We start from the raw sequence: 24,306 nt of genomic DNA on the forward strand, positions 1-24,306 counted from the left end.
GAAAGTCTCAGCTAGTATACCTTAATGGCAATTAATTTTGACTGGTTTTGAGGGCGTGAACCCTTTTTCTCGCAATAAATTATCGAGTTGATTTACAGGTAAATGATGTTGCGGGTTATTACGCAGAGCATGGGTTTTTGGCACCGCGTATTTATCAAGCAGTAAAAAGTAAAATGTGCGCTTGGCTAAGTCTGAATCAAGGTGTTTAAGTTCATTGCTGATAAAATCACGCATTTCGGGTGATAATGCGGTTTTTTTAGGATCTTGCTGCATAGTCACGTCATTCAGAGTAATAGATAGGTAAATATTACTCTGAATAACGATTAAAGTGTTACAAAAATGTAAATGAACGTAATCATACTGAGTGGTTTATGCTAGCTCGCTTTAGAAAATACCTTTTCTTTTACGTGTTCAGCAAAACCGCTACCAGCTTCTAAGTAGAAGTTAAAGGTAGAATGAACGCCCATATCTTCGAGCTCCCTTTGCTGGTCGCGGTAATTGGCGATTGCAGTTACTTGTCCAGAGAAGCCCGACGCTTTTAGCTGCTCAAGGGCATACAAGTTTTGCGCGTGTTTTGGCATGGCTAACATTACCATTTCTACGTCTGAGTGGTTAATGCGGTTCCAAAAATCGGGATCGGTGGCATCGGCTAAAATGGCAAACCGATCGCGCTTGATATGCTTTTCTACTGTGTCAGGATTAATATCTACACCAGCGACCGATTCAGGGTAACTTTGCGCAATTGTTTCATAGGCACCGGTACCAACACGACCCATACCAAAGATCAAGATTTTCGCTTTGTTTAAGTTAACCGGCATTTCTTCGGCTAAGCGTTTACTCGATTCAAAGCGCAGTAAGAAATTCTCATATTTTACGTAAAGCTCATTTGATTTGTTATTAAGCGGTGACGCAATAATAAAGGTTATGGATACCGCAATTGCAAGTACTGCGAGCCATTCGCTCGTTAACCAGCCGCTCGACACAGCAAGCGCACAGACAATCAAGCCAAATTCACTGTAGTTTGATAACGAAAATGCGCCGAGTAGAGAAGTACGCGCACGCAAATGAAAAGCGTTAGTAAATAGGTAATAAAGTAACACTTTAAGTGGTAACACAATAATTAAAACCGCGGCAACTAAGAGTGCATTTAGCGTGAGCTCGGCATTGAGGCCAATCGTTAAAAAGAACCCTACTAAGAAGAGATCTTTAAAGCTTAATAGTGCCTTAGAGAGTTCGCTTGCCTTTTTATGTGGCGCTAAAATCATACCGATAATCAGTGCACCTAAATCACCTTTTAAGCCCGCAAATTCAAATGCGTGATAGCCAACCACTAACGCAAAGAAAAAACCAAATAGTGGGAGCACTTCACCGTGCTTTGAACGCGCAAGCATCCAGTAAAATGCGGGTCTGATAAGTGGTAAGGCGAGTACCAATGCTATCGCCCAATAGTTTGGCAACTTACCTGTGCTAATCGCTAAGAAAACAACAGCAAAGATATCTTGCATTACCAAAATACCGATGGCGACTTTACCGTGTAAGCTGGCCATTTCACCGCGTTCTTCAAGTACTTTTACGGCGAAAACGGTAGATGAAAAGCTTAGGGCAAATGCCAAAATGGCCGCGGATTGACTCGATAATTCAGAAAATAGAGGCAGTTTTAACCAGCTAAGGCCTAGTAAAGCTGCCCAAAACAACACGCTACACATTACAATATGTAAGGTTGCAGGCCCCCAAACTTGGGCTTTTATTAGATTGCCAATTTTTAATTTTAGGCCAATGCTAAATAGCAGTAAGGTCACGCCTAGATTAGCCATTGTTTCAAGCAACTCGGTACTTTGATACCCCGCAAGATTAAGCACAAAACCGGCACATAAGAAGCCTATCAGCGGTGGTAATTTAAACTGTAAAATAATGAAGCCGCAAATAAAGGCTGTTGCGTAAAACAATAATTCCATAGAGTATTTTTCTAATTCTCAGTTAAATAGTAAGGCTTTTCTTAGTCTATCTAAAAACACCGTGCTGTGCTACGAAATACGCTCGGCGTAAGCCAATCAAAGGTGCAATCTAAACTAAAATGTAATCAACTTTTAACAAGTATAACTTTTAACTGACAAATTAATATTTTTATGGTTAATATGCAGTATAAGTATAAAGAACAAGGTGAGTTATATGTTCAAAAAAGTTCTCGCATCTATCGGTATTGGTGCGGCAAAAGTGGATACCGTGCTACATACTGAGCATTTACTGCCAGGGCAAAAATTTTCAGCAGAAGTTATCATAACAGCAGGGGATGTAGAGCAAGATATTTCAGGATTAGAGTTAGCCTTAATGACTAAGGTTAAAGTAGAGTCAGACGAAGGCGAGTATTTTGCAGATCATGTGTTAGATAAATGGTCGATTGTCGATCAAAGAACATTACAGCCAGGTGAAGAATTACGTATTCCATTTGAAGCGCGTTTGCACTCAGAAACGCCAATTACCGAAATATCACAGGGCATTAATCAAAGCGTAGTTTGGATAGCGACTGGTTTAAATATTGATTTTGCGCTAGATGCAACCGACCGCGATCCAGTTTATGTATACCCAAATGAAGCGGTAAAAACCTTTATGCTAGCAATGGAAAAGCTGGGCTATAAATTGGTTAAAAGCGATGTTGAAAAAGGCTATTTACGTACGTCTAATTTCAATTCCACATCAGGGTGTTATCAAGAGCTTGAATATAAGCCTGCTGGCCTAAAAGTATTTGGTCCGAAGGAAGTTGAGTTGTCATTTGTGCCTGAGGCATTGAAAACTCATGTGTTAATTGAAGTAGACCGAATGTTTGGCTCAGATGGTTACGCTGATTTGACCATTGAGCATGATGAGGTCAACCTGAGCCAAATCTGCGATCAGCTAGAACATATTTTCAGCTAAGCGAAGATAATTATCTAAGGGGCTGAGGCCCCTTTTTTATTGGGTGCATAATGACAAAATTTTATAGTAAAACATTTAATGAACTCACAACGAAAGAGCTCTACGCCATTTTAAAGTTGCGCGTTGATGTCTTTGTAGTTGAACAAAACTGCCCGTATGAAGAGCTTGATGGGTTAGATTGCGAGCCGCAAACCCAGCATATTATTGGTTATGACGATAATGACGTTGTTGCCTATGCGCGTTGTTTAGCGCCAAAAATTAACTATGAGAACAGCGCGGCGATTGGTCGAGTGCTCGTTAAAAAAGAGGCGCGGGGTAAAGGGCTTGCACACGCTATTGTGTCGCTTGCCAAAGATATATGCATTTCACATTGGCCTGAGCAAGGCATTGAATTATCAGCGCAGTGTTATTTAACCGAGTTTTACACTGAACTTGGCTTTCAAGTAGACGGGCAAGAATACCTCGAAGATGGTATTCCGCACATTCATATGAAAGCGGTTTTGTAAAAAATTTGCTAAGAGCCTAAAAGTAAAAAGCCGATGAATACACATCGGCTTTTTATTTATCTGTTTATGCCTTTAGATGATTAGGTAAATGAATGAATAAATACCGCCGCAATAGCGAGCGGACACACAAATTTTGTGTACCATGGCCAGATTTTCCAGAACACGCCTGATTCAACGTCTTCATTACCTTGTTTAATTTCTTCAACAAGTGAGTTTCGTTGCCAAATCCAGCCTGCGAATACACAGCAGAACATTGCGATAATTGGCTGACCATATTCTGTTGCCAATGTTGCCACAAAGTCGAGCATCGTACCGATGTTAAAAATAATCACAAAGCTGATTGCTAAAATACCAATACCAGTCCACGTAGTCGCGGTTTTACGCTCAATATTATGGCGCTCAACAAGATAAGATACAGGGCCTTCTAACATCGATATTGACGACGTAAGTGCAGCAATCGACATCAGGATAAAGAATGCCAAACCAACAAACACACCCAGTTGACCCATAGAGTCAAATAAACTTGGCAATACTTGGAATACCAGAGTTGGGCCTGCTAGCAGTGAACCGTCCTCAGCAAAAATTTGTACGCCTTGTTCCAATGCAACGTACATTGCTGGAATGACTAAAAGACCTGCTAAAAATGCAATCGATACGTCAATAAATGTTACTTGTGCGCCGATGGTAACCATATTTTCTTTTTTCGAAATATATGAACCATAGATCACCATTACGCTGGTGCCCAACGACAGTGAAAAGAACGCTTGGCCAAGTGCACTAATTAGCAAGTCAGGATCAAGCACTCGCGAAATATCCGGGTTAAGGTAAGCTTCTAATCCTTTGTCTGCGCCATCTAGGGTTAATACATAGATGATCAGTAAAATAAGTAGAGCAATCATTGCAGGCATTAAACGTTTAGACCATTTCTCTATGCCATCTTCTACACCATTACGAATAATAATCACGGTTAAAAACATAAAAATTGCACAGAAGAAAATATTGCGTGCTACGCTATCGCTAATAGCCCACTCTGCGACGCTGGTAGCACCAACGATGGTTGCACCTGCCTCTACGGCGTAAGATGTCATCCAACCGGCTAAAATACCGTAAAAGCTTAAAATAAGCGCTGCACAGACAATGCCGCCAAAACCGACAATAAATGCAAACCGTTTTTGTGTTTGGGTACGAGAAAGTTTTTCAAGAGACGTTACAGCATTCGCTTGGCCGTATCGCCCAATTAGAATTTCAGCCATAAATGCAGGATATGCTAGGCAAAACGCTAATATTAAATACATTAATACGAACGCTGCGCCACCATTAGTTGCCGTTTGTGTTGGGAAGCCCCAAATATTGCCAAGACCAACAGCACTGCCTGCTGCTGCCATGATAAATCCTAGTCGAGAGGAAAACTCTCCACGTGAAGCACTCATATATTTTTCTCGTTATTAGTTTGCCGCCCAATCTACTGTAAATTGAAATAAATTAATAGAGTGAGTTCGCTTGATTTAGATCAATAAGATTAAAAAAATGTAAACAATGAAATTCGCTAAATTGTTAAATGCAATAGTTGCGTAATTTGTAAAAGGGCGAGCGGGCTACCATGAGCTGGTCTTGTTCTTTAAATGGCAGCGATGTGGCAAGCGTAAAGTAAATTTTGCACCGCCGAGTTCTTTTGAGCGGGATACTTTAATATCGCCGAAATGCCATGCGATGACTTTTGCTACGATAGCAAGCCCAAGGCCATAGTTTTTGGCCGCGCGGTTACGGTGACTTTCTTGCTGGAAGAAGGGCTTTAATACGTTATCTAGGTTTGCTTCATCAATACCTGGACCATCGTCTTCAATTTCAATAAACGTGTCAGCGTGGGTTTGTGTAGTGCTAATGGTAATAGTAGTTTTTGCAAAATCAGCGGCGTTACTTAGCAAATTAACAATGGCGCGGGCTAACCAGTGCGGATCCACATAGAGCTGCTGGGTATCTGATTTTATTTCCAGTTTGATAGATTGCGCATTGAGTTTAGGTTCAACTTGATAAAAACAGTTATCAAATAGCTCAGTACTGGTGATGGCCGTCGGTGATATTTGATACGATTTTTGCTCAAGGGTCGCGTACTCTAAATAGCTGTTGAGCATGGATTCCATTTGGTCTAAGTCGTTTTCCATGCGTTCAAGGTAATGCTGAATTTTAGTTGGATCTTTGGTATCTATCGCGGCATCTAAGCCAAACCGTAAACACGCTAGGGGAGTGCGGATATCGTGCGACATACTGGACGCGAGTAGTTGGTTTTCTTCGATCAGCTGCTGTATTTGGTCGGCCATGCGGTTGTAGCTGGTTTCTAGCTCACGAATATAGCTTAGCCCGGTTAAGTTAATACGCGCATCGAGGTTGCCATTGGCAAACTGTGCGGTGGCCTTATTTAGCAGACTTAATCGTTTGGTGAGCGGTGCGAGCCACCACCACATAAAAATGCAAATGCCTAGATAAAAACCAACGGTTAAAAAGAGATCGGTACGATTAGTTGGCATTGGCGGCTTTTCAACACGCAACTGAATATGGCTATCGGCTAATGCAGCACTTGTTTGAATCAAGTAAAAACCTAATTCGTCTTCTAGGGTAATACCGCCGGGCACCAGTAATTCTCCGTGCAGTTCACGGGGCAACGCAAGCTCGCTATTGCTGTGGTAACTCAAGCTAAAATGACTCGCTTGGGTGAAGCGTTTTAAAAAGGCTTCGTGTTCGCTTTTAGGGTGATGGCTTATTTCAGCAACTACGCCTGCAAGTATTTGCTTTTCAACTTTAAAATTATCGTGAGTACTCGGAGGCGCACTTAATGAATCAATCAACCAACCAAGAATAAATGATGAAATCAGTGCGCCTGTGATCAGGCTAATATAAAGCTTTTTCATTAACTACCAAGCTTGGCTTACGAACAAATAACCTTTACCCCAAATGGTTTTTATTTTATTTGGGCTTTGTGGGTCGTCGCCAATTTTTTTACGAAGTGCAGAAATAAGCACATCAACGCTGCGGTCTAAGCCGTCGTATTCTCTACCTTTGGTCGCTAAAAACACGCTATCGCGGTCGAGAATTTGATCCGCATTAGATGCCAAGTAAAACAACAAGGAATATTCTGCATTTGAAAGGGCGAGTTTAGTACCATCTAAAAATACGTCGCGTGACAAGGTGTCGATTTGTAAACTTCCAATGCTGATCTCATCAGAATTGGCGTCCGAGCCCCCTTGTTTTTCACGCATTACTGCATTAATACGCGCAAGTAAAACACGCGGGCGCACAGGTTTGATGACATAATCACTTGCGCCAACTTCCAAGCCAAGTACTTCATCAATTTCATCACCTTTAGCGGTCATCATAATAATTGGCTGATGATAGAAAATACGTAAATCGCGACAAACACTCATGCCATCCTTACCTGGCAACATTAAATCAAGTAATACTAAATCGGGGTTATGTTTTTTTACTGCCTGCACAGCCTCGTCACCACGATGACACAAAACAACGTCAAAGCCTTGCTCAACTAGGTACTCACTTACCCATTGTGCTAGCGATGTGTCATCTTCAACTAATAGTATTTTTTTTGCTATATCCATTAAAACAGTCTCCACCGACGTTTTTTTCGCTTATTGGTGTATACCCAATTTACTTTCATTTCTACGGGCTTGCTTATTTGCCCTGAGCTAATTTCAACTAATTCGTATTGCACTGCTTCTGGCGAGTTAAACTCACTGTCTAATTCACCAAAGGTACTGCTATACCAGCAGCGAATCAGTTTTTTATCGTTTACTGTGCGAATACAATAATCGCCTCTAACCGGCGCATGCCACTGGAACTTTAATTTGGTGTAACAGTGCTTTCCTTGACGCAATGCCACACATTTTTCTGGGAAAATGGCCAGTTCAGGATTCGATAGTGGCAAATTGACGTTCTTTTCGGCGTCGGCAAAACATATGCTCGCGAAGAAAAATAACGCAATGAGCTTGAGCTTAATAAGGACAAATTTAAGGTTAAAATACATAGCGTATGCCAACCTTAGCTTTGTGTCGCAAGCTGTTAGAGATTAATGGGCTGTTGCTAATTTCCTTGGAATACCAAGAGGATAACCAGCCACCAAGAAACACCCAATCTTCGTTAATTGGGTATTCGGCGTGAATTTCAAAGGTTAGGCTGTAAGCGGCACTTGGGTTGTACTGTGGCCTAAATCCGGCGATTGTTTCGTTGGCATCTACGCCAAAGTAATAACCGGTGAAATCCGATGAATAAATATTTAGGCCCGAGCCAACACGAAATTCCCAATTGCGATAATCTTGAATCGTACTAATAAAACCACTTGCCCAAAGGCTTTTGTGTGCACCTGAAATGTCGTGGAGAATTTCTAACGATAACTGGTGGGTTTTTTCTTTACGGGTAAGGCGAAGACCTGCGTTGAAATCATCTTCACGTTCTGTCACACCGCGTAGTTCAGATACTAAATCGTCGTCGTAAAAAGTGCCAGTTTCATCAAAACCTTCATGGGCATTAATCGCGAATAAATCGAGACTCCAGTCATACTTATCAACGAGGTTGTAACCAATCGTCAAGCCACCTGAAAGCTGTGAGTTATCAACATCAAAATAAAATTTGTCGTAGTTGATGGCAACATTGATGTTTAATTCAAAACCATCTTGATAGTCCACACCTTGTAAATAGTGTTTATCGACATAGTAGCCAGCACCAAAACTCCAATCCCACGTGAATCCATCACTTGCCTCGAGTGTGTTGTCTGCATAAAGCCGATTACTAGCAAGGCAGGGCGTCGCAAGCAAGGTGCTCAAAATAAGAAGTGAAATTGTAATTTTGTTCATTGTAATAATTATAGTTGTACAGATCTGTGGCTAAATGCTGTTTAATAAAATACGTATTATATGTATAAATGTGTAGTTCACATGTAAAAAAATGTAGTTGTTCAGCTTGGACAAACAAAATATTTAAAAGTTTTGCCTGCATCCTTGTTATTGGCTTGTTAAACTATGTGCGTATTTATTCCGAGAATAGCGATATATATGCGGTTTTTGTTTTTCTCAACATTTTTGAGTTTTAGTTGTTTTTCAGTTGCGGATAGTCTTGATAACGCAAACGAACAGGTTGATTTTGACCGGTTTGTTAAAGGTTACAAGAACACCATGGTATCTAAATTAAGAAAAAAAGGGATCCCAGGTGCGGCACTGTCAGTTGTAAAAGTAGATGCGGGGGAGTTTGCCTATGGCTATGGCAAAACCAAACGCATTAGCGGTAAACCTATTAACACCAGTACACGCTTTCGTTTAGCGTCGGTATCAAAAACATTTGCAGGATCTTTGGCTGCAAAGCTTGCTAGTGAAGGGCAGTTAAAGCTTGACGATACGGTGACGAAATATCTGCCGGATTTTCATTTCCACAATCGTGATAAAAAGCTGCGGGTGTCGCATTTATTAAGTCATAGCAGTGGCCTGGTACCCAATGCGTATGACAATCTTATAGAATCACGCATGCCTTATGACAAAATTAAAAACAAGCTTGCAGAAGTAGAACCGATTTGTTCTCCGGGGCGTTGTTATGGTTATCAAAATGTGATGTTTAGCCTAATTGGTGATGTAATCGAAAAATCCACGCAGATGGATTACAGCACTTGGGTAAATGAATTTTTGTTTAAACCGTTAAACATGAAAAACGCGAGTCTTGGAATACAAGCCATGATGCAAGATGACAATTATGCTCATCCACACGTGCGGGCACGCAAGCGTTGGTACACCACAAAAATTAAACCAAATTACTATAAGGTTGGTCCTGCAGCAGGCGTGAATGCCAGTGCAGATGATATGGTGCAGTGGCTCAAAGCGCAGCTTGGCCAATACCCAAGTGTGTTATCGAAAGAATCACTAGCGCTGCAAAGTACTCCACAAATAAAAACCAAAAAAGAGTTAAGGCGTCGAGTTTGGCGTAAAAACCTAAATCAAGCTCATTACGGACTGGGCTGGCGCATTTACGACTACAAGGGCGAGAAAATTTATTATCACAGTGGTTGGGTGCAAGGGTACCGTGCTGATGTGTTGGTTATTCCAAGATTAGAGTTAGGCTTTAGTTTGATGATAAATGCCGAAGCCGGTATTTTGAACGAGCTGACTACGGATTTTCTTGATTTAACCTTAAAGCAGTACAATAAAAAACGCGCTTAAAGCGCGTTTTTTTACAGGTTAAAATATGTTTTACATTAACCTTTTGGCAGTTGGATTTTCTTATCTTCGCTTTGTTTATAAAGCACAATAATATGACCAATTGTTTGTAGCTTGATAGCACCCGTTTCGCGCACAATGGCTTCAAAAATAAGTGCTTTAGTTTCACGGTCACTAGTTGGTACTTTCACTTTAATCAGCTCGTGAATGCCAAGTGCGTTTTCAATTTCGAGTAACACACCTTCAGTTAAACCATTTGCACCTAAAAGAACAACAGGATTTAACGCGTGTGCTTCGCCTTTTAAAAACTGCTTTTGTTTGTTTGATAACTTCATATTTAGTAAATTTCGCAGAAATAATCTTGAATTAAGGGTATTCTACCGCCATATATCCAATATTACTAATTCTAGAGTAGAATTTAATGGCTAATAAAAAGCATTCGGCAAGTTCAAAACGCTGGTTAAAGGAGCATTTTGATGATGTATATGCCAATGAAGCCCGTAAACTCGGGTATCGCTCGCGCGCTTACTTCAAAATTGAAGAGCTCGACAAAAAAGATAAATTAATTCGCCCAGGACTTACCGTGGTGGATTTAGGTGCAGCACCAGGTGGTTGGTCGCAATATGCGGCTGATAAGGTTGGCGATAACGGCACAGTAATATCTTGTGACATTTTACCAATGGATCCCCTGCCTGGCGTTGAATTTCTACAAGGTGACTTTCGTGAAGAAGCGGTACTGGATGCACTGTTATCACGAATTGATGGTAAGAACGTTGATCTTGTCATGTCGGATATGGCGCCTAATATGAGCGGAAATAACGTGACAGATCAGGCAGGTAGCATGTACTTAGTCGAACTTGCATTTGATATGTGCCATCAAGTACTTAAACCAAACGGCAATTTTGCTGTCAAAGTGTTCCAAGGAGAGGGATTTGATCAATTTGTTAAAGACTTACGTAATAGTTTTAAGACCGTTAAAATTCGTAAACCAGATTCGTCGCGTGCGCGCTCTCGCGAAGTTTATATAGTAGCGACAGGTTACAAACTGTAGTACAGTATTTAAAGATAAATATTTTTTTCAATGTTAGATAAGACAAGAGGTTAATGCCTTGAGTGATATGGCTAAAAATTTAATTCTCTGGTTGGTAATCGCCGTAGTTTTAATGTCGGTATTCCAGAGTTTCAATCCAGGCGAAGGGGCTAACCGCCAGCTCGCATATTCGCAGTTTGTAAAAGATGCCCGTGCACAGCAAGTGCGCGAAGCGAAGTTTGATCGCACGGCTGGCATCGTATATGGCACAAAATTAAATGGTGAACAGTTTAAAACTGTTATCCCAATGCACGATCAGTACATTGTTGACGAGCTGATCAAAAGCGGTGCAATTGTTGAAGGTGTAGAACCGGAAGAGCAGTCATTATTGGCAACTATCTTCATTTCATGGTTCCCAATGTTACTGCTTATTGGTGTTTGGATATTCTTCATGCGTCAAATGCAAGGCGGTGGCGGCAAAGGTGCCATGTCATTCGGTAAGAGCAAAGCGCGCTTGATGAGCGAAGATCAAGTTAAAACGACATTTGCCGATGTAGCTGGTTGTGATGAAGCAAAAGAAGACGTTACTGAGTTAGTAGATTTCTTACGTGACCCATCAAAATTCCAAAAGTTGGGCGGTAGTATTCCGAAAGGCGTACTAATGGTAGGTCCTCCAGGTACAGGTAAAACGTTACTTGCAAAAGCGGTTGCAGGTGAAGCAAAAGTACCATTCTTTACAATTTCAGGTTCTGACTTCGTAGAAATGTTCGTTGGTGTTGGTGCATCGCGTGTGCGTGACATGTTTGAACAAGCTAAAAAAGCTGCGCCTTGTATCATCTTCATCGATGAAATCGATGCGGTAGGTCGTCAGCGTGGTGCAGGTCTTGGTGGTGGTCACGATGAGCGTGAGCAAACACTTAACCAAATGCTTGTTGAAATGGATGGCTTTGAAGGTAACGAAGGTATTATTGTAATTGCTGCAACTAACCGTCCAGATGTATTAGACCCAGCGTTACTTCGTCCAGGTCGTTTTGACCGTCAAGTAGTTGTAGGTTTACCTGATATCCGCGGTCGTGAACAAATCCTTAAAGTACACATGCGCAAAGTGCCTCTGGCAGACAATGTAGAGCCAGCACTAATAGCACGTGGTACACCGGGCTTCTCAGGTGCAGATCTTGCTAACCTAGTGAATGAAGCTGCTCTTTTTGCTGCGCGTGGTAATAAGCGTGTTGTTAGCATGGCCGAGTTTGACGCTGCAAAAGATAAAATCATGATGGGCGCAGAGCGCAAATCAATGGTTATGAGCGAGCAAGAAAAAGAAATGACGGCATACCACGAAGCTGGTCACGCTATTGTTGGGCGTTTAGTGCCTGAGCATGACCCTGTTTATAAGGTATCAATTATCCCGCGTGGTCGTGCACTTGGTGTAACTATGTATTTACCAGAGCAAGACCGTGTAAGTCATTCTAAGCAACATTTAGAGTCGATGATTTCAAGCCTTTACGGTGGTCGTATTGCTGAAGAACTCATCTATGGCGCAGATAAAGTGACCACAGGTGCGAGTAACGATATTGAACGTGCGACTGATATTGCACACAAAATGGTTACGCAATGGGGTTTAAGTGAAAAACTAGGTCCGCTTCTTTATTCAGAAGATCAAGGCGAAGTTTTCATGGGTCGTAGTCAAACGCAGAACAAGAGCATGTCTGGTGAAACGGCTAAGCTGATTGATGCAGAAGTACGTGACTTCTCAGACCGCAACTATCAGCGCGCTGAGGATATTCTAAAAGAAAATATGGATATCCTTCACGCAATGAAAGACGCGCTAATGAAGTATGAAACGATTGATGCTGCGCAAATTGATGACCTAATGGCACGTCGCGAAGTGCGCCCACCACGTGATGCACATGATCGTAAAGACGATGACAAGCCAAGTGCTGGCGCAACAGCCACTGGCGACAAAGAACCTCAAGCAGAAAAACAGGTTGATACAGAGAAAAAACCTGAAAATAAACTTGATGACACCGACCAACCATCGGTAAACTAACAACCCTAAAAACCCCGAGCAATTCGGGGTTTTTTTAAATCTACATTTCTATGTCTACTATCAATTTACCAAACGGCAAGGTACTTGACCTAAGCCAAACCCATATAATGGGAATACTTAACCTTACCCCAGACTCTTTTTCTGATGGCGGCAGTTATCAACAAATCGACAGCGCTGTCATTTGTGCTTTGGCGATGCTTGAAAATGGCGCGACCATTATTGATATTGGTGGCGAATCAACACGTCCTGGTGCACCTGATGTTGCATTAGAAGAAGAGCTTGCGCGCGTTATTCCAGTTATAGAGGCGATCCGCAAAAAGTCAGATTGTCTCATTTCCATCGATACCAGCAAAGCAGAGGTAATGCGTCAGGCGGTGAACGCGGGCGCTGATATTATTAACGATGTTCGTGCACTGCAAGAACCCAATGCCTTGGCGACAACTGCTGAGTTGGGCGTGCCGGTGTGCTTAATGCATATGCAAGGGCAACCGCGTACCATGCAATCAAATCCTCATTACGATGATGTGATAACTGATATTAAACAGTTCTTTGTTGAGCGTATAGCTGCTTGCGAAGCTGCAGGTATTTCGCGCGATAAAATCATTCTTGATCCTGGCTTTGGTTTTGGTAAAACCCTTGCACACAACTACCATATTTTAAAATACATAGACGAGTTTAAAATGATGGGGTGTGAAGTACTTGCTGGCTTATCGCGCAAGTCGATGATTGGTAATTTATTAGGGCGCGATGTAGATCAGCGTTTAGCTGGCTCAGTTGCGGGCGCGCTTATCGCCGCGCAAAAGGGCGCTAAGATTATTCGAGTACACGATGTTACAGAAACCGCCGATGCACTTAATGTATGGCAGGCCTGTGAACAAGGAATTACAAATGAGCAATAGAAAATATTTCGGCACCGATGGTGTACGTGGTGAGGTAGGGCAGTTCCCAATCACCCCAGAATTTGCATTAAAGCTAGGTTGGGCAGCAGGTAAAGTGCTGTCTAAAGCGGGCACTAAAAAAGTGATTATTGGTAAAGATACACGTATTTCGGGCTATCTTCTTGAAACATCGCTGGAAGCGGGTTTAGTAGCAGCTGGCATTGATGTTATTTTATTAGGGCCAATGCCAACGCCTGCAATCGCGTATTTAACACAAACATTCCGCGGTGAAGCGGGTATCGTTATTAGTGCCTCTCACAACCCTTATCAAGATAACGGTATTAAATTTTTCTCATCGCAAGGCACTAAGTTAGATGATGCGTTAGAGCTTGAAATCGAAGCCATGATGGATGAAGAAATGACGTGCGTTTCTTCAGAATCGCTCGGTAAAGCAAAGCGTCTTGATACTGCCGCTGGACGTTATATCGAATACTGTAAAAGCCAATTCCCAAGTGCTTTATCTCTTGAAGGATTACGTATTGTGGTTGATTGTGCCAATGGTGCAACGTATCACATTGCACCCGATGTTATGCGCGAGCTGGGTGCTGAAGTAATTAAAGTGGCGTGTGAGCCAAATGGTTTAAATATCAACGCAAAATGCGGTGCAACCCATGTTGATACCATGATCCAAAAAGTGCTTGAAGTAAAAGCTGACGTAGGTATTGCCTACGATGGTGATGGTGATCGTGTAATGATGGTTGACCATAAAGGCCGTGTATTTGACGGTGATGACATTGTTTATATCATTGCGAAATACGCGTTCCAGAAAGGTGAACTTGGCGGCGGTGTTGTTGGTACTGTAATGTCTAACATGGGTCTTGAAAATGCGCTTAAGTCACTCGGCGTTGAATTCGAACGCTCGAAAGTGGGCGACCGCTATGTGCTAGAGCTATTAAAGCAAAAAGGTTGGAAAATTGGTGGTGAAAGCTCGGGCCACATTCTAAATCTTGACCGCATCTCAACGGGTGACGGTATTATATCTAGCTTACAAGTGCTTGCAGCCATGGTCGAGAGTAATCAAACACTTGAAGATTTAGGGCAAGGCTTCACAAAGTACCCAATGAATATGATTAATGTGCGCTATGCAAAAGGTACTGAACCGCTTGCAAGCAGCGATGTTAAATCTGTGATTACTGAAGTTGAACAGCAACTGGGTGACAAAGGCCGTGTACTTATTCGTAAATCAGGCACAGAGCCTGTGATCCGCGTTATGGTTGAAGCAGAAAAAGAGAAGCAAGTCTTCGATTTCTCAAAGAAAATTGCTGATGTTGTTGAATCTATAAGCAAACAACTCGAAAACGCACAATAACTTCTTGTAACTTTTAGCGAGTCAGGATAACATCCTGCTCGCTTTCTAAATTGGAGTAAGCAATGGCACAACGCAAACCTATGGTTGCAGGCAACTGGAAAATGAATGGCTCACTTGAGCTTGTATCTGAACTTGCCGAAGTAATCACGAAAATTGATACCTCTGATGTTGATATTTTAGTTTTCCCGCCATTCCCTTTAATTAAATCTGCTTTAGATGCAGGTTTGAAAGCAGGCGCTCAAACAGTGTCAGAAAATAATGCCGGTGCATTTACTGGCGAAGTTGACGCCCAATTGATTCACGCTCTAGGTGCAAATTACACCTTAGTTGGTCACTCAGAAAGACGAGCAATTTACGGTGAAAGTAACGAAACAGTTGCTGCAAAATTTGCAAAAGCGCAAGAAAACAAGTTAACACCAATCCTATGTGTTGGTGAAAGTGAACAAGAACGTGAACAAGAATTGACCGAACAAGTTGTTTGGCAGCAAATTGATGCGATTATTAGCAAATTAGGTGTAGATGCACTTGCTAATAGTGTGATAGCATACGAGCCCGTTTGGGCAATAGGCACAGGTAAAACTGCATCGCCTGAACAAGCACAAGCTGTGCACAAATTTATCCGTAGCAAGCTGGCTGAACTTAACAGCGAGTTAGCTGCAAAAATACAACTGCTTTACGGCGGTAGTGTTAACGAGAACAATAGCGAACAATTATTTGCGCAACCAGATATTGATGGTGGGCTAATAGGCGGAGCAAGCCTTAAAGCTAATAGCTTTGCAACCATCTGTAATAGCGCAAAAGGAAATGGCTAACAATGTACGAAATTTTATTAGTAGTTTATCTTATCGTCGCACTTGCTTTAATTGGGTTTGTATTAATCCAGCAAGGTAAAGGTGCTGATATGGGTTCATCATTTGGTGCTGGTGCGTCTGGAACCGTTTTTGGTTCAAGTGGTGCTGGTAACTTTATGACAAAAACAACAACCACTTTAGCAACAGTGTTTTTTATTTTAAGCATCGTGCTAGGTAACTTAACAGCAGGTCAAATTAAACAAACTGACGAGTGGTCAGATTTATCATCAGATGCTTCTGCTGCAACAACTGTAGTTGCTGAACCAAAAGATAAAGACGTTCCTGCTTCACAAGACAAAAGCAACGACGTTCCAAACTAATAAATAACATCTTTGCGGATGTGCTGGAATTGGTAGACAGGCAGCGTTGAGGTCGCTGTGTGAGCAATCACGTGAGGGTTCAAGTCCCTCCATCCGCACCATGATTTAAAACCCAAGCTAACGCTTGGGTTTTTTTATGCCAAAATTTTGTATGGCTTTTGAAAGAGCACGATATTCTTGTTCGCAAAAATAAACTGTTTTCAGTTGCTTATGCTGTTCTTTTTGGAAAATATTAAATTAGTAATAATAAGAAAGATAAACGATGTGGATTAAAAAACAGGTTATTGAAGGTTAACACGTGGTTCTAGAGCCCCTATGCCTTACCCATGTTGAGGCGCTTATTGAAGCGGTTAACGACGGTGAGTACTGGAAGTTATGGTTTGCTAATGTACCAACGCCAGAAAGCATGGAACAATATGTTGCTGCGGCGATTAGTCAGATGGAAAAAGGCAATATTGCGTACGCTGTGCGCCATAAAGAGAGCAATCAAATTGTTGGTACGACACGTTACTATGCTGTTGATAGTAAAAATAAACGCGCGTTAATTGGTTACACGTGGTATGCAAATTCTGTGAGGCGAACAGCAGTCAATACAGAATGTAAATATTTGCTATTAACACAGCTGTTTGAACAAAGTAAGGCAATAGCAGTGGAACTTCGCACGCATGTTAAAAATGATGCTTCCAGAGCCGCAATAGAGCGTCTAGGTGCAAAACAAGATGGCATTTTACGTAACCATCAAATTCTAAAAGACGGCAGTATTAGAGATACCGTGGTGTATTCTATTATTAATACTGAATGGCCAAATGTAAAAGAGCAGCTATTAGCTAAGCTCTGTAAATAGATGTGTTACAAAAAAGCCACCGTCTTCGGTGGCTTTTTTGTGCTTGTAATAGAATCAGCTATTCGTTGTAACTTGGCTTTCAATTCCAGCAATTTGCGGTTGCACATCTAAGCCATAGCCAAAGAAGGTGGCAGCGATTAGTACTACAGAGGCTGCAATCATTAGTTTCACCAATAACGGTAAGCAGAACTTAAACCACTGACCATAAGGTACACCGGCCATACCGATGATCCCCATTAATACCGCATTGGTTGGAATAATCATATTTGAGAAGCCGTCGCCAAATTGATACGCAAGTACCGCAACTTGGCGTGGTACACCTACTAAATCACCAAGAGGCGCCATTAGCGGCATAGTAACGTACGCTTGACCTGAACCCGATGGAATAAAGGTATTTAACAGAGTTTGAATAACAAGCATACCAACTGCTGATATTTCTGCGCTCACGTAAGAAAGCGGTAAACTCATACCGTACACTAGGCTGTGCAGAATTTTACCGTCGTCTAAAATAAGTGCGATACCGCGTGCAACACCAATCAAAATTGCAGTAGTTACTAAATCAGAGGTACCCTCAATAAATTTGTTAGCAGCGGTATTTGCATCAAGTTTACCTAATACAGTAATAACCAGGCCCCAAGCAACAAATAAGCCGCCAAGTTCATATAAGTACCAGCCTTTTGTGGCAATACCCCAAACCGCAATTACCAATGTCGCGATAAAGCTAAGTAGTACCAATTGGTGGCGACGATTAAGTTTTGGATAGTCATGGGTTTCTTTGCCTTCTAATGGGCAAGGAATACCTGCCATCAACGAGCGAGAGGGATCTGCTTGTACTTGTTTGGTGTATGACCATACATGATGAAAGCCAATTAATACGAATGGCACGAAAATCGCTAAACGTAACCATAAACCTGAATACACTGGTACTTCGGCAATTTGTTGGGCGATTAATACAGTAAATGGATTAAATGCAGATACGCCATAACCGATGCCATAGCCGGCAACAATCATACCGACAGCCGTCATCGCATCAAGGCGCATGGCTTTACATAATGCCACTAAAATAAGTACAAATGGAATGTACTCACCTGCGGTACCAATTGCACTCGAAGCAAGGGCAAAACAAAAGACTACGGCAAAAATAAGTTTTTGCGGCTTATCGCCATGTTTTTCTAATAAACGGCCAATTAACGCATCTACTGTGCCTGTAGCACGCGCGATTGCGAGCACACCGCCCACAATTAATACAAAAAAGATAACATCCTGTGCAGCGGCAAATGCACGTGGAATTGCCGTTAGAAAGTCCCACGGCGTAAGGTAGTGACTTTCAGTGGCAACTTGATAAGTGCCAGGCACAACGGCTTGGCGGCCATTTGCTGTTTCTACGGTATCAAAAAAACCTTGGGGTACAATCCAAGTAGCAAGATAAGCGACAAACATCATCGCTAGTAGCAAAACCAGCGTATGAGGTACTTTCAATGTCTTAGGCATAAATAAATCCAGTTGTGGGAAAGGCCAATAGTTTATTCGTAATTTCGGTGCTTAAAAAGAGGGGATTGTAAACAAATTAGAATGGCTTATCGCGAAAGAGTGTAACTTATGCGTGGAGTACAAATGTGGCTTTAGTTTTTAAGGTGCATAACAGCAATAAAAATGAGTTTTGCGAACGGAGAGGGTAAAACAAAAAAGCACCATTTGGTGCTTTTAATGTACGTTAACTAACAGGTTTTAGTTAATTTGCTTCATATGGTAGCGGATCGCTTGCTTGGTTTAGCTCAAACGCTTCTAAACGCTCTTGGCAAGCGCCGCATTTACCGCAGGCTTTTTCTCGACCGTTGTAGCAAGTCCATGTCTTACTGTAATCGAGGCCCATATTTAAACCGTCGGTTAAAATCTCAATTTTAGTATTATTTAAGTATGGGCTAACTATTTCAATTTCTTCGTAGTTAGCGATGCGGCACACATCATCCATTTTTTGTACAAATTCAGGGCGGCAGTCTGGATAAATTGCATGGTCGCCTGAGTGGGCGCCGTAAAATACCTTGTTGGCTTTAAGTGAAACTGCATAGCCAACAGCAAGTGATAATAAAATCATATTGCGGTTTGGTACCACAGTTGATTTCATGCTTTCTTCTTCGTAGTGACCTTCCGGTACGTCAATATCGTCAGTCAGCGATGAGCCACCAATTAACTGATTGATTGCCGAAATATCAACAACCTTATGAGAAATGTTTAATTCCGCACATACGTCTGCTGCGACTTTTAATTCTTTAACATGACGCTGGCCGTAATCAAACGAAAGTGCATACACTTCATAACCTTGGCGAATGGCTTTATTTAAAACGGTATATGAATCCATTCCACCAGAGTAAATTACAACAACTTTTTGCGACATATTTCTCTCACTTTAGCTATAATAGCGGTTTTTGCGGGCGCGATAGTCTACACCTTCGTGACCTTGAAGACAAATCTAGCAGTAATTAGAGGCGTACGTTGTACAAAATTAACGAAGTATTCGAAACCATTCAAGGTGAGGCAAGTTACACAGGTTGCCCATCTATATTTATTCGCTTGCAAGGGTGTCCTGTGGGATGTGCTTGGTGCGACACTAAGCAAACATGGCATACGGACGATACTTATTTAGTTGATCTCTCTGACACAGTTGAAAAGAAAGCTGACTCGGATTATTTTGCTAATTGCACCGCAGAACAAATTCTTGCGCTAATTCGCGACAAGCAATATCAAGCAAAGCATATTGTGATCACTGGTGGTGAGCCATGCATGTACGATTTAAACCCACTTTGTGAATTACTTCATGAAAACGGGTTTTCTACGCAAATTGAAACCAGCGGTACATTTGAGATTTTAGCGCCAGCAACAACGTGGGTAACGGTATCACCAAAAATTAATATGCGTGGTGGATATAAGGTACTTAAAAGCGCCATGCAACGTGCTAACGAGATTAAGCATCCAGTTGCGATGATGCGCCATGTTGAAGAGTTAGAAGAGCTGTTTGCTGAAGCAGGGCATACGCCAGAACTCGTTTATTTACAGCCTATTAGCCAAAAGGCAAAGGCAACGCGCTTAGCGATTGAAGTGTGCAAGGCTAAAAACTGGCGCTTATCGGTACAAGTGCATAAATATATCGGTATTGCTTAACTTCAATTAGCTAACGCACGACACAAAAAAGGCGCTCAATAGCGCCTTTTTTAATATGCTTGCTTGGTGTTAACCTGTTTTTACATCCACTTTTAGTTTTAGCTTTTGTCCAGGTTGAATGTATTCATTCTTGGCAATGCCATTCCATTTCATAATGTCCGATACTGACACTTTATATAAACCCGCAATGCGCGCTAACGAATCACCTTTGCGCACTTTGTAGGTAATGGTGCGTTCGGTCACATTACCCGCTAAGGTTGAACTGGTTTTTTGATAAACCGTTAACTGCTGGCCAAGACGCAAGGTCGCGTTTTTGCGTAAGTTGTTCCACTTCATTAAGTCTTTGGTTGATACTTTATATTTGCGACCAATTTTCCAAAGGCTATCACCACTAACGACTGTGTGTGTCGTTTTGCGGTTTGCTTTGTTGTTAGCTGCAATACGCATTGGGCCGCTTAATAAGTTATTGTCTATTTGGCCATTACTTAATGGCACAAACAGCTGTTGACCAACGCGAATAGTGTTGTTGCTCAACTTGTTTAGCGTTTTGATGCTAGTCGTGCTGGTATCAAATTGCTTGGCGATCTTTGATAGGCTATCACCTGATTTTACTGTGTATTGCTGCCAACGAATGCGATCTTTAGCATCCATTTTGGCAAGATGCGCTTTGAAGCCATAAGCTTTGTCTGCAGGCACAAGTAGCTTATGCGGACCGGTTGGATCGGTTGCCCAGCGGTTAAATGCGGGGTTTAACTTATACATTTCAGTCACTGGAATGTCGGCCATTTCAGCGGCTTTTGCTAAGTCAATTTGACCGCCAGTGTTAACCAATTCAACCGCAGGCTTATTATCTATTTTTTTCCACGTTACTTTAAACTCGTCTGAGCGTGCAAGTAAGTCTGATAGCGCTAGCAGTTTAGGTACATATTGGGTTGTTTCTCGCGGTAAATCAAGCGACCAAAAATCAGTTGGTAACTGCTTTTTACGGTTCTTTTTAATCGCACGTAATACTCGACCTTCACCTGAATTATAGGCAGCGATTGCATTTAGCCAATCACCATCAAGTGTTTTGTGTAAATACGTTAAATATTCAAGTGCAGCGCGAGTAGACTCGGTAATGTCTCGGCGACCGTCGTACCACCAATTCTGCTTTAGGCCAAAGCGTTCACCTGTGGCTGGCATAAACTGCCAAATTCCAGAAGCACTGCGATGCGAGTAGCCAAATGGATCAAATGCGCTTTCAACAATTGGTAATAGCGCAATTTCAATAGGGATCTGACGCTTTTCTACTTCTTCCACAATATAGTGAAGGTAGGGAGTGCCTCGTGTGGCGATACGATCTAAGTATTTTTGGTGTTTTGCATAGTAGTTACGCTCGGCAACTACGGCACGGTTTTGCGGCACAGGAATCGAAAGCTGGTAGCGAATGCGTTCCCATACATCATTAAATTCTGGGATTTGTTCAATGACTTCTTGCTCTTCTTCCGCAAGTGCAAGCACTGTTAATGCATCATATACGTCTTGTGAGCTGGCCACTTTGTAGTTAGGTTCAGCTGTATCTGATTGAGATTGATTTGTCGTTTGACAGCCCACAAGCCACACACTGGCGCTTAGGGCAATTATTTGCTTATAAGTCATTAATACAAAATACCGAGTTAAAACGGAACGCCGAATAATACCGATCTTGGCTAAAAATTGCCAATTTCATTTATTTTTATCATTAATTGATAAATAGATTTAATAATTGTCCTTTAGTTCCCTTAAGGCGGCAAAAACACTGACATCATTTATCTCGGTAACTGAACTTTTAGCTAACACACTGGTTCTTACATTATGTTCATGTGTACGTAAAAATGGGTTTATCGCCCTTTGTTGTTCTATTGTGGTAGGCAACGAAATATCACTATGGGTGGCAAGTTCATCGCGGTAGGCAACAAGCGAATGATTGTCTGGCTCGATATATGTAGCAAAATCTAGGTTGGCACGCGTATATTCATGGGTGCAATAAACCTGTGTTGAATCGGGCAGGGCTGCGATACGTAAAAGCGATGTGAGCATTTGTGATGGCGTGCCTTCAAATAATCGACCACATCCACCATTAAAAAGTGTATCTCCACAAAAAATCATGTTTTCATTATAATACGCAATATGATCAAGGGTATGTCCCGGTACATGCATAATTGCTAATGTTAATTGTAATTCATCCAGAGTTATAACTGCGTCATCTTCAAGTTTATGGGTAATGCCGTCAAAAGGGCTGTTGCTCGGGCCGTAAACGGGTAAACCACTAAACTTCGTAACCAGCTTTTCAACCCCGTTAGTGTGGTCCCAATGATGATGGGTAATTAAGATACCTGTTAGCGAAAATGTGTGCTCGCGGCAAAACGCTAAAACGGGTTCCGCGTCACCTGGGTCAACCACATAAAGCTGTTTATTGTCTTGATTAACCAATGCCCAAATGTAATTGTCGTTAAACGCGGGAATGGGAATTACTTGTACCATATTCACTTGCTCTGTTATGTTTACTCTGTAGGCTATCTCTCATTATAACGAGGCAAAGACTTGAAACCAGCGCTAAGTTTACAAAATACCATTCAACCCCATTCTTGGTACGATTTTCCTCATGGCGAATACTTAAAACAAGAAATCGAGCAAATCTTCACGCCTTGGTTAAACCGAATTTTTGGCTATCACTTGCTCAAAATAGGTGAGCTGAGCGCTGAGTTAGATACCTCTGCATGTGTTATTAAACACCAAGTAAATGTCGCAAACTCGAGTAAAGCCGGAGTAAGAGCGCACATTGATGAATTACCTTTTTCGGAGCAAACAGTCGATGGCTGCATATTAAGTCATGGCTTGGAGTATTTAACCGACCCACACCACTGCTTACGAGAAGTGCATCGAGTATTAATGCCAGGCGGCTATCTAGTGCTTAGTGGATTCAACCCGCTTAGTTTTTGTGGTTTGGCGAGAATACTGCCTTTTGCCAAGCAAAAACTACCTTGGAGTGGGCGCTTTTTTACCCCCGCACGAGTAAAAGACTGGTTACATTTATTAGGGTTCGAAGTGGTATTTGAAGAGCGAGCGATTTACTCATCGCTTGCTCGTGGTAAGCGGTTATCGCGTTTTTCAGCGTGGCAATCGTTTTGCCAACATTATTTGAAACCGACGGGCAGTGTATACGTGATTGTGGCAAGAAAACGTGTTGCGCCATTAACGCCGATTAAACCAAAATGGCATGCTCGTCCGCAATTTAATCCTGCGGTAAGAGGCGTAGGGCTTAGAAGCACTCCTCGAAATGCTTCTATTAGCTCAAAACGTGAATCTAAGTAAAGCTAAGCGGTATTTTTAAGTAAGTGGTGCCATTGGCTTCGGCTTCGGGAAAATGCCCTGCATTGATATTTACTTGAATTGAAGGGTGAATCAATTTGGGTACCGCTAAATCGGCATCTCGCGATTCGCGGGTTTTCACATAATCGTGTTGGGTAATGCCATGCTTTAAGTGCACATTATACTGTTTTTGCGCCTCAACACTGGTAACAACACTCACTTCGCGACCATTTGGTTGATAATCGTGGCACATATATAAATGGGTATCGTTACCAAGCTCAAAAATGCGTTGAATTGAATGATACAGTTGGCTGGCATCACCGCCTGGGAAATCACAACGCGCCGTGCCGCTATCTGGCATAAACAGCGTATCACCAACAAATGCACTGCCATCGACAATATAGGTAACGCTGTCAGGCGTGTGTCCTGGTGTAAACATCACTGTAACTGCTTCTTCACCTAAATAAAACACTTCGCCATCGTCGAATAAATGGCAGAATTGGCTGCCATCGGTTGGAATATCGAAGTTAAATACCTTATTAAAATGTTGTTGCACCTGCGTAATGTGCTTGCCTGTTGCCACTTTTGCACCGAGTTTTTGCTTGAGGTATTGCGCGGCAGATAAATGATCTGCATGGGCGTGTGTTTCTAAAATCCAATCAACATCTAAGTGGTGGCTATCAATATAATGAATAATCGAATCAGCAAACTGGTACCTGACGTTGCCCGACGCAATATCAAAATCAACAGCGGCATCGATAACCATGGCTTTTAAGCTACGGTTATCATATACCACATAACTAATGGTTGAAGACTGTTTGTGAAAGAAACTTTCAATGGTTACATTCATACT

At 41.9% G+C, this 24,306-nt stretch carries 25 protein-coding genes and 1 tRNA gene; 13 read left to right on the forward strand and 13 right to left on the reverse strand.

Features of this window, described 5'->3' with window-relative positions:
- Positions 1 to 21 precede the first annotated feature (21 nt).
- A complete protein-coding gene (locus tag ACXAFE_RS04980) occupies positions 22 to 273 on the reverse strand; it encodes a hypothetical protein (protein WP_475149455.1) in 252 nt (83 codons plus the stop codon).
- A gap of 101 nt (positions 274 to 374) precedes the next feature.
- The gene (locus ACXAFE_RS04985; RefSeq protein WP_475149458.1) at positions 375 to 1,955 is read right to left on the reverse strand and encodes a cation:proton antiporter domain-containing protein; all 1,581 of its coding nucleotides are present in this window, start codon (positions 1,953 to 1,955) and stop codon (positions 375 to 377) included.
- Between the two features lie 214 nt (positions 1,956 to 2,169).
- Here ACXAFE_RS04985 and ACXAFE_RS04990 point away from each other — a divergent pair, with 214 nt between their 5' ends.
- Both ACXAFE_RS04990 and ACXAFE_RS04995 read left to right on the forward strand, forming a co-directional pair.
- On the forward strand, positions 2,170 to 2,913 hold the full coding sequence (locus ACXAFE_RS04990) for a sporulation protein (RefSeq protein ID WP_475149462.1): 744 nt from the start codon (positions 2,170 to 2,172) through the stop codon (positions 2,911 to 2,913).
- Between the two features lie 50 nt (positions 2,914 to 2,963).
- Positions 2,964 to 3,419 (forward strand): GNAT family N-acetyltransferase, encoded by a 456-nt coding sequence (locus ACXAFE_RS04995; protein WP_475149465.1) that lies wholly within the window; start codon positions 2,964 to 2,966, stop codon positions 3,417 to 3,419.
- Positions 3,420 to 3,499: 80 nt separating this feature from the next.
- Here the strand turns inward: ACXAFE_RS04995 and ACXAFE_RS05000 are convergent, their stop codons facing one another.
- The 5 genes from ACXAFE_RS05000 to ACXAFE_RS05020 form a co-directional block, all read right to left on the reverse strand.
- Positions 3,500 to 4,849 carry a sodium-dependent transporter gene (locus tag ACXAFE_RS05000; protein WP_475149468.1) on the reverse strand — a complete coding sequence of 450 codons (1,350 nt, stop codon included), beginning with the start codon at positions 4,847 to 4,849 and terminating at the stop codon, positions 3,500 to 3,502.
- A 165-nt stretch (positions 4,850 to 5,014) separates the two neighbouring features.
- The gene (locus tag ACXAFE_RS05005; protein WP_475149470.1) at positions 5,015 to 6,325 is read right to left on the reverse strand and encodes an ATP-binding protein; all 1,311 of its coding nucleotides are present in this window, start codon (positions 6,323 to 6,325) and stop codon (positions 5,015 to 5,017) included.
- A gap of 3 nt (positions 6,326 to 6,328) precedes the next feature.
- A complete protein-coding gene (locus ACXAFE_RS05010; protein ID WP_054978388.1) occupies positions 6,329 to 7,027 on the reverse strand; it encodes a response regulator in 699 nt (232 codons plus the stop codon).
- Entirely contained in the window at positions 7,027 to 7,452 is a 426-nt protein-coding gene (locus ACXAFE_RS05015) for a DUF3019 domain-containing protein (protein ID WP_475149471.1), read from the reverse strand. The genes ACXAFE_RS05010 and ACXAFE_RS05015 overlap by 1 nt, the downstream gene beginning before the upstream one ends.
- Positions 7,442 to 8,278: a MipA/OmpV family protein gene (locus tag ACXAFE_RS05020; protein WP_475149474.1), complete on the reverse strand. Its 837-nt coding sequence runs from the start codon at positions 8,276 to 8,278 to the stop codon at positions 7,442 to 7,444. Before ACXAFE_RS05020 ends, ACXAFE_RS05015 begins: the two co-directional genes overlap by 11 nt.
- A gap of 198 nt (positions 8,279 to 8,476) precedes the next feature.
- Here ACXAFE_RS05020 and ACXAFE_RS05025 point away from each other — a divergent pair, with 198 nt between their 5' ends.
- On the forward strand, positions 8,477 to 9,628 hold the full coding sequence (locus ACXAFE_RS05025) for a serine hydrolase domain-containing protein (RefSeq protein ID WP_475149477.1): 1,152 nt from the start codon (positions 8,477 to 8,479) through the stop codon (positions 9,626 to 9,628).
- A gap of 35 nt (positions 9,629 to 9,663) precedes the next feature.
- Here the strand turns inward: ACXAFE_RS05025 and yhbY are convergent, their stop codons facing one another.
- Complete coding sequence (gene yhbY / locus ACXAFE_RS05030) at positions 9,664 to 9,960, reverse strand: ribosome assembly RNA-binding protein YhbY (protein WP_010560485.1); 297 nt, start codon at positions 9,958 to 9,960, stop codon at positions 9,664 to 9,666.
- Between the two features lie 86 nt (positions 9,961 to 10,046).
- On the opposite strand from yhbY, the gene rlmE reads away from it, so the two are divergent.
- From rlmE to ACXAFE_RS05070, 8 genes are all read left to right on the forward strand, one after another.
- Positions 10,047 to 10,676, forward strand: a complete 630-nt coding sequence (rlmE, locus tag ACXAFE_RS05035; protein ID WP_010560484.1) for a 23S rRNA (uridine(2552)-2'-O)-methyltransferase RlmE — start codon at positions 10,047 to 10,049, stop codon at positions 10,674 to 10,676.
- Between the two features lie 67 nt (positions 10,677 to 10,743).
- Complete coding sequence (ftsH, locus tag ACXAFE_RS05040) at positions 10,744 to 12,702, forward strand: ATP-dependent zinc metalloprotease FtsH (protein WP_010560483.1); 1,959 nt, start codon at positions 10,744 to 10,746, stop codon at positions 12,700 to 12,702.
- 50 nt (positions 12,703 to 12,752) lie between these two features.
- Entirely contained in the window at positions 12,753 to 13,601 is an 849-nt protein-coding gene (gene folP / locus ACXAFE_RS05045) for a dihydropteroate synthase (RefSeq protein WP_475149481.1), read from the forward strand.
- Positions 13,591 to 14,949 (forward strand): phosphoglucosamine mutase, encoded by a 1,359-nt coding sequence (gene glmM / locus ACXAFE_RS05050; protein ID WP_475149488.1) that lies wholly within the window; start codon positions 13,591 to 13,593, stop codon positions 14,947 to 14,949. The genes folP and glmM overlap by 11 nt, the downstream gene beginning before the upstream one ends.
- Before the next feature lie 62 nt (positions 14,950 to 15,011).
- A complete protein-coding gene (gene tpiA, locus ACXAFE_RS05055; protein ID WP_475149491.1) occupies positions 15,012 to 15,761 on the forward strand; it encodes a triose-phosphate isomerase in 750 nt (249 codons plus the stop codon).
- 2 nt (positions 15,762 to 15,763) lie between these two features.
- Positions 15,764 to 16,120 carry a preprotein translocase subunit SecG gene (secG, locus tag ACXAFE_RS05060; RefSeq protein WP_475149493.1) on the forward strand — a complete coding sequence of 119 codons (357 nt, stop codon included), beginning with the start codon at positions 15,764 to 15,766 and terminating at the stop codon, positions 16,118 to 16,120.
- 14 nt (positions 16,121 to 16,134) lie between these two features.
- A tRNA-Leu gene (locus ACXAFE_RS05065) sits at positions 16,135 to 16,221 on the forward strand.
- 197 nt (positions 16,222 to 16,418) lie between these two features.
- A complete protein-coding gene (locus tag ACXAFE_RS05070) occupies positions 16,419 to 16,964 on the forward strand; it encodes a GNAT family N-acetyltransferase (protein ID WP_475149497.1) in 546 nt (181 codons plus the stop codon).
- 54 nt (positions 16,965 to 17,018) lie between these two features.
- Here ACXAFE_RS05070 and ACXAFE_RS05075 read toward each other — a convergent pair whose 3' ends face one another.
- On the reverse strand, positions 17,019 to 18,455 hold the full coding sequence (locus tag ACXAFE_RS05075) for a YfcC family protein (protein WP_054978403.1): 1,437 nt from the start codon (positions 18,453 to 18,455) through the stop codon (positions 17,019 to 17,021).
- A gap of 241 nt (positions 18,456 to 18,696) precedes the next feature.
- A complete protein-coding gene (gene queC / locus ACXAFE_RS05080) occupies positions 18,697 to 19,359 on the reverse strand; it encodes a 7-cyano-7-deazaguanine synthase QueC (protein WP_010560474.1) in 663 nt (220 codons plus the stop codon).
- Positions 19,360 to 19,457: 98 nt separating this feature from the next.
- Here queC and queE point away from each other — a divergent pair, with 98 nt between their 5' ends.
- Complete coding sequence (queE, locus tag ACXAFE_RS05085) at positions 19,458 to 20,123, forward strand: 7-carboxy-7-deazaguanine synthase QueE (protein ID WP_105170624.1); 666 nt, start codon at positions 19,458 to 19,460, stop codon at positions 20,121 to 20,123.
- A 69-nt stretch (positions 20,124 to 20,192) separates the two neighbouring features.
- On the opposite strand, the gene ACXAFE_RS05090 is transcribed toward queE, so the two are convergent.
- Positions 20,193 to 21,761, reverse strand: coding sequence for a LysM peptidoglycan-binding domain-containing protein (locus tag ACXAFE_RS05090; protein WP_475149507.1), 1,569 nt, complete (start codon positions 21,759 to 21,761; stop codon positions 20,193 to 20,195).
- A 99-nt stretch (positions 21,762 to 21,860) separates the two neighbouring features.
- Positions 21,861 to 22,625, reverse strand: coding sequence for a hydroxyacylglutathione hydrolase (gloB, locus tag ACXAFE_RS05095; protein ID WP_475149510.1), 765 nt, complete (start codon positions 22,623 to 22,625; stop codon positions 21,861 to 21,863).
- A gap of 60 nt (positions 22,626 to 22,685) precedes the next feature.
- Between gloB and ACXAFE_RS05100 the strand changes: the two genes are divergently transcribed.
- Entirely contained in the window at positions 22,686 to 23,456 is a 771-nt protein-coding gene (locus ACXAFE_RS05100) for a class I SAM-dependent methyltransferase (protein WP_475149514.1), read from the forward strand.
- Here ACXAFE_RS05100 and ACXAFE_RS05105 read toward each other — a convergent pair.
- Entirely contained in the window at positions 23,449 to 24,303 is an 855-nt protein-coding gene (locus ACXAFE_RS05105) for an MBL fold metallo-hydrolase (RefSeq protein WP_475149516.1), read from the reverse strand. The genes ACXAFE_RS05100 and ACXAFE_RS05105 overlap by 8 nt on opposite strands.
- Positions 24,304 to 24,306: the final 3 nt, after the last annotated feature.

It is taken from the genome of Pseudoalteromonas sp. ABV4_021 (genome assembly GCF_056159365.1).

Bases quoted from the DNA above. Each gene is read 5' to 3' on its own strand.
- yhbY (WP_010560485.1), bottom strand. From the start codon at position 9,960: ATGAAGTTATCAAACAAACAAAAGCAGTTTTTAAAAGGCGAAGCACAC.
- ACXAFE_RS04995 (WP_475149465.1), top strand. From the start codon at position 2,964: ATGACAAAATTTTATAGTAAAACATTTAATGAACTCACAACGAAAGAG.
- ACXAFE_RS05075 (WP_054978403.1), bottom strand. From the start codon at position 18,455: ATGCCTAAGACATTGAAAGTACCTCATACGCTGGTTTTGCTACTAGCG.
- ACXAFE_RS05015 (WP_475149471.1), bottom strand. From the start codon at position 7,452: ATGTATTTTAACCTTAAATTTGTCCTTATTAAGCTCAAGCTCATTGCG.
- rlmE (WP_010560484.1), top strand. From the start codon at position 10,047: ATGGCTAATAAAAAGCATTCGGCAAGTTCAAAACGCTGGTTAAAGGAG.
- glmM (WP_475149488.1), top strand. From the start codon at position 13,591: ATGAGCAATAGAAAATATTTCGGCACCGATGGTGTACGTGGTGAGGTA.
- tpiA (WP_475149491.1), top strand. From the start codon at position 15,012: ATGGCACAACGCAAACCTATGGTTGCAGGCAACTGGAAAATGAATGGC.
- ACXAFE_RS05090 (WP_475149507.1), bottom strand. From the start codon at position 21,761: ATGACTTATAAGCAAATAATTGCCCTAAGCGCCAGTGTGTGGCTTGTG.
- ACXAFE_RS04990 (WP_475149462.1), top strand. From the start codon at position 2,170: ATGTTCAAAAAAGTTCTCGCATCTATCGGTATTGGTGCGGCAAAAGTG.
- gloB (WP_475149510.1), bottom strand. From the start codon at position 22,625: ATGGTACAAGTAATTCCCATTCCCGCGTTTAACGACAATTACATTTGG.
- ACXAFE_RS04980 (WP_475149455.1), bottom strand. From the start codon at position 273: ATGCAGCAAGATCCTAAAAAAACCGCATTATCACCCGAAATGCGTGAT.
- ftsH (WP_010560483.1), top strand. From the start codon at position 10,744: ATGGCTAAAAATTTAATTCTCTGGTTGGTAATCGCCGTAGTTTTAATG.
- ACXAFE_RS05105 (WP_475149516.1), bottom strand. From the start codon at position 24,303: ATGAATGTAACCATTGAAAGTTTCTTTCACAAACAGTCTTCAACCATT.
- secG (WP_475149493.1), top strand. From the start codon at position 15,764: ATGTACGAAATTTTATTAGTAGTTTATCTTATCGTCGCACTTGCTTTA.
- ACXAFE_RS05000 (WP_475149468.1), bottom strand. From the start codon at position 4,849: ATGAGTGCTTCACGTGGAGAGTTTTCCTCTCGACTAGGATTTATCATG.
- ACXAFE_RS05010 (WP_054978388.1), bottom strand. From the start codon at position 7,027: ATGGATATAGCAAAAAAAATACTATTAGTTGAAGATGACACATCGCTA.
- queC (WP_010560474.1), bottom strand. From the start codon at position 19,359: ATGTCGCAAAAAGTTGTTGTAATTTACTCTGGTGGAATGGATTCATAT.
- ACXAFE_RS05025 (WP_475149477.1), top strand. From the start codon at position 8,477: ATGCGGTTTTTGTTTTTCTCAACATTTTTGAGTTTTAGTTGTTTTTCA.
- folP (WP_475149481.1), top strand. From the start codon at position 12,753: ATGTCTACTATCAATTTACCAAACGGCAAGGTACTTGACCTAAGCCAA.
- ACXAFE_RS04985 (WP_475149458.1), bottom strand. From the start codon at position 1,955: ATGGAATTATTGTTTTACGCAACAGCCTTTATTTGCGGCTTCATTATT.
- ACXAFE_RS05020 (WP_475149474.1), bottom strand. From the start codon at position 8,278: ATGAACAAAATTACAATTTCACTTCTTATTTTGAGCACCTTGCTTGCG.
- ACXAFE_RS05005 (WP_475149470.1), bottom strand. From the start codon at position 6,325: ATGAAAAAGCTTTATATTAGCCTGATCACAGGCGCACTGATTTCATCA.